Annotated in this window: 6 protein-coding genes; 3 read left to right on the top strand and 3 right to left on the bottom strand. The window is 70.9% G+C overall.

The genetic code is table 11. The annotated features are described in order from the left end of the window. Window positions 1–108 precede the first annotated feature (108 nt). The 3 genes from HS041_RS37915 to HS041_RS37925 are packed head-to-tail and all read right to left on the bottom strand — an operon-like array spanning window position 109 to window position 3,559. Window positions 109–846: a succinate dehydrogenase/fumarate reductase iron-sulfur subunit gene (locus HS041_RS37915; RefSeq protein WP_196445765.1), complete on the bottom strand. Its 738-nt coding sequence runs from the start codon at window positions 844–846 to the stop codon at window positions 109–111. A 17-nt stretch (window positions 847–863) separates the two neighbouring features. Further along, window positions 864–2,795 carry a fumarate reductase/succinate dehydrogenase flavoprotein subunit gene (locus tag HS041_RS37920; protein WP_196445748.1) on the bottom strand — a complete coding sequence of 644 codons (1,932 nt, stop codon included), beginning with the start codon at window positions 2,793–2,795 and terminating at the stop codon, window positions 864–866. Further along, window positions 2,792–3,559 (bottom strand): succinate dehydrogenase cytochrome b subunit, encoded by a 768-nt coding sequence (locus tag HS041_RS37925; protein ID WP_196445766.1) that lies wholly within the window; start codon window positions 3,557–3,559, stop codon window positions 2,792–2,794. Before HS041_RS37925 ends, HS041_RS37920 begins: the two co-directional genes overlap by 4 nt. 345 nt (window positions 3,560–3,904) lie before the next feature. Between HS041_RS37925 and HS041_RS37930 the strand changes: the two genes are divergently transcribed. The 3 genes from HS041_RS37930 to HS041_RS37940 all read left to right on the top strand — a co-directional run. Next, window positions 3,905–4,855, top strand: a complete 951-nt coding sequence (locus HS041_RS37930; protein WP_196445749.1) for a LysR family transcriptional regulator — start codon at window positions 3,905–3,907, stop codon at window positions 4,853–4,855. A gap of 108 nt (window positions 4,856–4,963) precedes the next feature. Beyond that, the gene (locus tag HS041_RS40345; RefSeq protein ID WP_196445750.1) at window positions 4,964–6,118 is read left to right on the top strand and encodes a PP2C family protein-serine/threonine phosphatase; all 1,155 of its coding nucleotides are present in this window, start codon (window positions 4,964–4,966) and stop codon (window positions 6,116–6,118) included. Next, the coding region (locus HS041_RS37940; protein WP_196445751.1) for a HAMP domain-containing protein at window positions 6,115–7,173 on the top strand (1,059 nt) is incomplete at its 3' end. The genes HS041_RS40345 and HS041_RS37940, both read left to right, overlap by 4 nt.

The following is a 7,173-nucleotide window of genomic DNA, read 5'->3' on the forward strand; positions in this document are numbered from 1 at the left end:
CGGGCGGACACGGTGGAAAGCGGAGCGCGGGCCGTACCTCCCCACGAAGGTACGGCCCGCGCCGGTGCCGGGACTGCGCCCCGGAGAGACGACCTTACGGCCTCTGGGTCACTTCGACGCCTTGAGGTAGTCGCGGTTCATCTGGGCGATGGTGTCCAGCGGGATGCCCTTGGGGCAGACCGCGGTGCACTCGCCGGTGTTGGTGCAGCCGCCGAAGCCCTCGGCGTCCATCTGCTCGACCATGGCCTTGGCGCGGGAGGCGCGCTCGGGCTGGCCCTGGGGGAGCAGGGACAGGTGAGTGATCTTGGCAGCGGTGAAGAGGGAGGCCGAGCCGTTGGGGCAGGCTGCGACGCAGGCGCCGCAGCCGATGCAGGTCGCCGCGTCGAACGCCGCGTCGGCGTCGACCTTCTTCACCGGGACGCTGTGCGCGTCGGGGGCCGAACCGGCCGGGACGGAGATGAAGCCGCCTGCCTGGATGATCCGGTCGAACGCCGAGCGGTCCACGACCAGGTCCTTCACCACCGGGAACGGCGCGGCACGCCACGGCTCGATGGTGATGACCGCGTTGTCCTCGAAGTGCCGCATGTGCAGCTGGCAGGTGGTGGTGGCCACCTGCTCGCCGTGGGCGACGCCGTTGATGACCATGCCGCACATGCCGCAGATGCCCTCGCGGCAGTCGTGGTCGAAGGCGACGGGGTCGTCGCCCTCCAGGATGAGCCGCTCGTTGAGCACGTCCAGCATCTCCAGGAAGGACATGTCCGGGGACACGTCCTCGACCCGGTAGGTGACCATACGGCCCTTGTCCTCGGAGCCGTTCTGGCGCCAGACCTTGAGGGTGAGGTTCATACCCATGGCTCGCTCGCTCACTTGTAGCTCCGCTGGCTCATCTTGACGTACTCGTAGTCGAGCGCTTCCTTGTGCAGGATCGGCCCCTGCTCGCCGTACTCCCAGGCCGCGACGTAGGCGAAGTTCTCGTCGTCGCGCAGGGCCTCGCCGTCGGCGTCCTGCGACTCGGCACGGAAGTGGCCGCCGCACGACTCGGTGCGGTGCAGGGCGTCGACGCACATCAGCTCGGCCAGGTCGAAGAAGTCCGCGACCCGCCCGGCCCGCTCCAGCGCCTGGTTGAGCTCCTCGGCCTGGCCGGACACCTTCACGTTCTGCCAGAACTCCTCGCGGAGCTCGGGGATCCGCTCCAGGGCCTTGCGCAGCGACTCCTCGGTGCGCTCCATGCCGCAGTAGTCCCACATGAGCCGGCCCAGCTCGCGGTGGTAGGAGTCGGCGGTGCGGGTGCCGTTGACCGAGAGCAGCTTCTCGATCTTGGTGCGGACCGCGGTCTCGGCCTCGGCCACGGCCTCCTCGTCAACCTCCCCGTAGGGACCGTTGGCGAGGTAGTCGCCGATCGTGGTCGGCAGCACGAAGTAGCCGTCGGCCAGGCCCTGCATCAGCGCGGACGCGCCGAGGCGGTTGGCGCCGTGGTCGGAGAAGTTCGCCTCGCCGACCACGAACAGGCCGGGGATCGTGGACTGCAGGTCGTAGTCCACCCACAGGCCGCCCATCGTGTAGTGCACGGCCGGGTAGATGCGCATCGGCTGGGTGTAGGGGTCCTCGCCGGTGATGCGCTCGTACATCTCGAAGAGGTTGCCGTACTTCTTCTCCACCGCGTCCCGGCCGAGGCGCCTGATCGCGTCGGCGAAGTCGAGGTAGACGCCCAGGCCGCCGGGGCCGACGCCGCGGCCCTCGTCGCAGACGTTCTTGGCGGCGCGGGAGGCGATGTCACGCGGGACCAGGTTGCCGAAGGCCGGGTAGATGCGCTCCAGGTAGTAGTCGCGCTCGTCCTCCGGGATCTCCGCGGCGGGGCGGCTGTCGCCGGCCTTGACCGGGACCCAGACGCGGCCGTCGTTGCGCAGCGACTCCGACATCAGGGTCAGCTTGGACTGGTAGTCGCCGCTGACCGGGATACAGGTCGGGTGGATCTGCGTGTAGCAGGGATTGGCGAACATCGCGCCGCGCCGGTGGGCCCGCCAGATCGCCGTGGTGTTGCAGCCCTTGGCGTTGGTGGACAGGAAGAACACGTTGCCGTAGCCGCCGGTGGCCAGCACGACCGCGTCGGCGGTGTGACGCTCGATCTCGCCGGTGACCATGTCGCGGACGATGACGCCCCGCGCCCGGCCGTCGCTCACGATCAGTTCGAGCATCTCGTGGCGGGTGTGCATCTTCACGGTCCCGGCCGCGATCTGCCGCTCCAGCGCCTGGTAGGCGCCGAGCAGGAGCTGCTGGCCCGTCTGGCCGCGGGCGTAGAAGGTCCGGGAGACCTGGGCGCCGCCGAAGGAGCGGGTGTCGAGCAGGCCGCCGTACTCACGGGCGAACGGCACGCCCTGGGCCACGGCCTGGTCGATGATGTTCACGCTGACCTGGGCGAGGCGGTAGACGTTCGACTCACGGGCGCGGAAGTCGCCGCCCTTGACGGTGTCGTAGAACAGCCGGTAGATCGAGTCGCCGTCGCCGCGGTAGTTCTTGGCCGCGTTGATGCCGCCCTGCGCGGCGATGGAGTGCGCGCGCCGGGGCGAGTCCTGGTAGCAGAACGAGGTGACGTTGTAGCCCAGCTCGCCGAGGGTCGCGGCGGCCGAGCCGCCCGCCAGGCCGGTGCCGACCACGATGACGTGGAGCTTGCGCTTGTTGGCCGGGTTGACCAGCTTGGCGGCGAACTTCCGCTTCTCCCAGCGGTCCTCGATCGGGCCCTCGGGAGCCTTGGTGTCCCGGATCGGCTCGCCCTCGGTGTAGAACTTCTCGTTCACTTGATGACTCCGATCATGACCGCGACGGGGACCGTCAGGAAGCCGAGGACCAGCACTGCGGAGATCGCGGCGGCGGCGGCCTTCAGCGGGCGGTAGCTGCGCCCGCTCGCCAGGCCGAGGGTCTGGAACGCACTCCACAGGCCGTGGCGCAGGTGCAGGCCGACCATGATGACGGCCACCACGTAGAAGAGGGTGACCCACCAGCGCTCGGGGGCGAAGCTCGCCACCAGCCGCTCGTACGGCGTGCCGTCCCAGCCGGCCGGGTTGACCGTGCCGAACGTCAGGTCGAGCAGGTGGTAGATCACGAACAGCAGGATGATGACGCCGCCGTAGCGCATGGTGTGCACGGCGTAGCCGTTCGCCTGGGACTTGCGCTTGGCCGCGTACTTGACCGGCCGCGCCTTGCCCGCCCTCCGGGCCAGCGAGACCGCCGACCACATGTGCAGGACGATGCAGACACCGAGCACGACCTCCACGATGGTGAGCGCGACCCGGTAGGTCAGGATCGGCGCGCCCATCGTGCGCAGGAAGCTCGCGTACTCGTTGAACGAGTCGGCACCGATGAAGGCCTTGAGGTTGCCGACCATGTGGCCGACGAGGAAGAGGACCAGTACGGCGCCCGTGACGGCCATCACGGACTTCCTCCCGTTGGAGGAGGCCAGGAACCCGCCGCTCCTCTTGGGCGTCGTCCTGGGCGTCACCGGCTTCGCGGGAGTACCCGCAGGGGGGTTAACCGGCGCGGTGGAGGTCCCGCGCTCAATCATGGCAGTCACAGTCACGACGCTAGAAAAGGGACTTTGGTCCCGTCCAAGTCATGACAGGCGTGGTTTCCATAGCCTGTGGCTATTCATTCTGCTTACACGGGGCTTACACGACGACGTCAGGGGTGGGAGTGCGAGAAAACTCACAGTGTTTACGGCGACGCTGCGCGTCGCGGCTCGGGGGCTGGTAACCGGCTCCCGCCCTCGTCACGTCCTCGCTCGTCCCTCGCTGCGGGCGTTCCTCGGTCGGTTCACCGGCGCCCCCTCGCGGGTCCACGGCGACGACAAGTCGTCGCGGCTCGGGGGCGGTTCGGGCCGGAGATCCCGGCGTCCGTACGCTAGGGAAACGTGCAGCTCCAGCAACTGGCCTACTTCGTGGCGGTCGCCGAGGCACGGCACTTCACCCAGGCCGCAGAGCGGATGCGCGTCGCCCAGCCGTCGCTGAGCAAGCAGATCAAGGCGCTGGAGGCCGAGCTCGGTGCCCCGCTCTTCAGCCGCGCCCGGGGCAACGTCACCCTCACCCCCGCAGGTGAGGCCCTGCTCCCGCTGGCCCGCCGCATGCTGGCCGACGCCGAGACCGCCCGGCGCGAGGTCGGCGAGCTGGCCGGGCTGCGCCGGGGCCGGGTCAGGCTGGGCGCCACCCCCTCCCTCTACGCGGGCCTGCTGGCCGACGCCCTGGCCAGGTTCCACCGCGCCTACCCCGGCATCGAGCTGCTCGTGGAGGAGAGCGGCTCCCGCGACCTGGTCCGCACCCTGGCCCGCGGCCAGCTCGACCTGGCGCTGATCATCATGCCGCTGCAGAGCGACGACCCCGCCCTGGTCACCGAGGAGATCCTCCGGGAGGACCTGGTCGTCGTCTCCCCGTCGGCCTCGCGCGCGCGAAGGCCGTACCTGCGCATCCAGGAGCTGCGCGGGCAGCCGATGGTGATGTTCCGGCGCGGCTACGACCTGCGGGAGGCCACGCTCGGCGCGTGCCGCCAGGCCGGGTTCGAGCCGCGGTTCGCCGTGGAGGGCGGCGAGATGGACGCCGTGCTCCGGTTCGTGGAGGCGGGACTGGGCATCGCGCTCGTCCCCTCGATGGTGCTGGACGGCCGCCCCGGACTCACCGGCACCCCGCTGGCCCCTCCCGGGCTGCGCCGTACGATCGCCATCGCCCACCGCAAGGACGTCGAGCCCACCCGCGCGGCCCAGGCCTTCCGGGCCACCTTGCTGTTCTTCCTCGCCGAGGCCTCCCACGACGGCAGTCTCCCCGAAGGCGTCGAACTGTTGCCCGGAGCACGGGAGAGTCCTCGCGGATGAGCCCGCCGGGCTGCCGGCACCGATCACATGCCCTCCTCAGAGGGGGTGACCCACTATTCTGCATAGGGTCGAACACCCGTCCCCTCGAGACCACGAAGAAGAGGCGTAGTGACCGCCCCTCCCAACGAAACGCTCACGCTCCTCCTCATCGAGGACGACGCGGGCGACGCCTTCCTCGTGGAGGAGCTGCTCAGCGAGGCGGAGAACCCACCCAAGATCATCTGGGTGCGCAGCCTGGCCGAGAGCAGGGTTCGGCTGACCGACGAGGTCAGGTGCGTCCTGGTGGACCTCTCGCTTCCCGACGCCGACGGCCTGACCGCCCTGCAGCAGGTGCTGGAGATGGCGCCCCACGCGGCCGTGCTCGTGCTGACCGGGCTCAACGACTCGCACGTGGGCGTGGAGGCGGTCTCCGCGGGAGCACAGGACTTCCTGGTCAAGCAGGACATCGACGCCCGGCTCCTGGTGCGGGCGGTCCGCTACGCGATGGAGCGCAAGCGCGCCGATCTTGCCCACCTCAAGCTGGTCGAGGCCGAACTGACGACCAAGGAGAACTCCCGCCTGGAGCGCGGCCTGCTCCCGGTGCCCATGCTGGAACCCGGCCTCCTGCACCACGAGTCCCGCTACCTGCCCGGCCGCCAGCGCGCGCTGCTCGCCGGGGACTTCTGGGACACGGTGCAGAGTCCCGACGGCTCCGTGCACGTGGTGGTCGGCGACGTCTGCGGTCACGGCCCCGACGAGGCCGCGCTGGGCGTGGCGCTGCGGATCGCCTGGCGGACGCTGGTGCTGGCCGGCCACACCAGCAACGAGATCCTGCGCACGCTCGACTCCGTGCTCCGCCTCGAACGCAAGTCCGCCGAGATCTTCACCACGCTCTGCACGATGGCCGTGGACCCGCGGCTGCACCGCGCCCAGATGCACGTGGTCGGGCACCCCCCGCCGCTGCTGCTCCGCAACGGCGTCGTCGAGGTGGTGCCGGGCACTCCCTCCGGCCCTCCGCTGGGCATCTTCCAGGACGTGGACTGGACCCCCATCGACGTGCCGCTCGGCGAGGAGTGGTCCGTCCTGCTCTACACCGACGGCCTGATCGAGGCCACGGTGGGCGGCGGCCCCGACCTGCTGGGCACCGAGGGCCTGCAGCGGCTCGTCCGCGAGCACGGCGAGATCAACCTCGACTGGCTCATCGAGCGGGTCATCGAGCTGAACGAGGACCCGCTCAACGACGACCTGGCCGCCGTGCTCATCTCGCGGGGCGCCTCACGGTGAGCGGCCGGCTCCGCATCCACCCGCTCCCCCAGCCCGCCCCCGCGTCCGGGGTCGGCAGGCTTCCGGTGGGACGGTGGTTCCTGCTCGCCGGCGTGGCGGCGACCCTGATGTTCGCCCTCGCCGCCGCGGCCACGGCCGGCTCGATCGCCGACGCTCGCGAGGCCAGGTCCGCCGTGGTCGACGTCATCGATCCCGCGACCCTGCGCGTACTGGAGCTCTCCGGGGCGCTGAGCGCGCAGGAGAGTTCGGTGCGGGCGTACGGCGGGAGCGGCGAGGCGCAACACCTCAAGGACTACCGGGCCGCGGTGGAGAAGGAGGCCGCCGTGTTCACCGCGATCGGCGGCCTGCTCCCCCGGATGCCCGAGCGGGACGCCGTGCGTGCCGCGCTGGACTCGGTCAGGACCTCCGCGGCGGCCTGGCGGAGCGAGTACGGCGACGCCGTCGCGGCGGCGGTGCCGTCCGAGGGGGCGGAGGCGGTCCTCCTGAACGGCGCGCGGACCGGCAGCGAGCGCTACGCCGAGGTGCGCTCCGCCCTGACGGCCCTGGAGAACCAGCTGAGGCGGCTGCACTCGGCCGCCGGCGGCCGGCTGGAGGAGGCGTGGCAGGCCCTCTACACCGCCCTCGGCGGGATCGCCGCCACCCTGCTCCTGGTGGGGGCCGGGCTCACGCTCATCGTCCGGTACGCCGTGCTGCGGCCGGTGGCCGCGCTCGCCGGCCAGGTCCGCGCGGTCGCCCAGGGCGACTTCGAGCACGAGCTCAAGGTCGAGCGCCCCGCCGAGTTCGCCGAGCTCGCCGGCCACGTGGACGCGATGCGCCGGCGCATCATCGCCGAGTGGCGCCGGGCCAGCGAGGCACAGGCCAAGCTGGAGGACCAGGCGGCGGAGCTGCGCCGCTCCAACGGCGAGCTGGAGCAGTTCGCCTACGTGGCCAGCCACGACCTGCAGGAGCCGCTGCGGAAGGTGGCCAGCTTCACCCAGATGCTGGAGCAGCGCTACGGCGACAAGCTCGACGACCGGGCCAAGCAGTACATCGCCTTCTCCGTCGACGGCGCCAAG

Origin of the sequence: Planomonospora sp. ID67723 (assembly GCF_015711605.1) — a bacterium.
Lineage (GTDB): Bacteria > Actinomycetota > Actinomycetes > Streptosporangiales > Streptosporangiaceae > Planomonospora_A.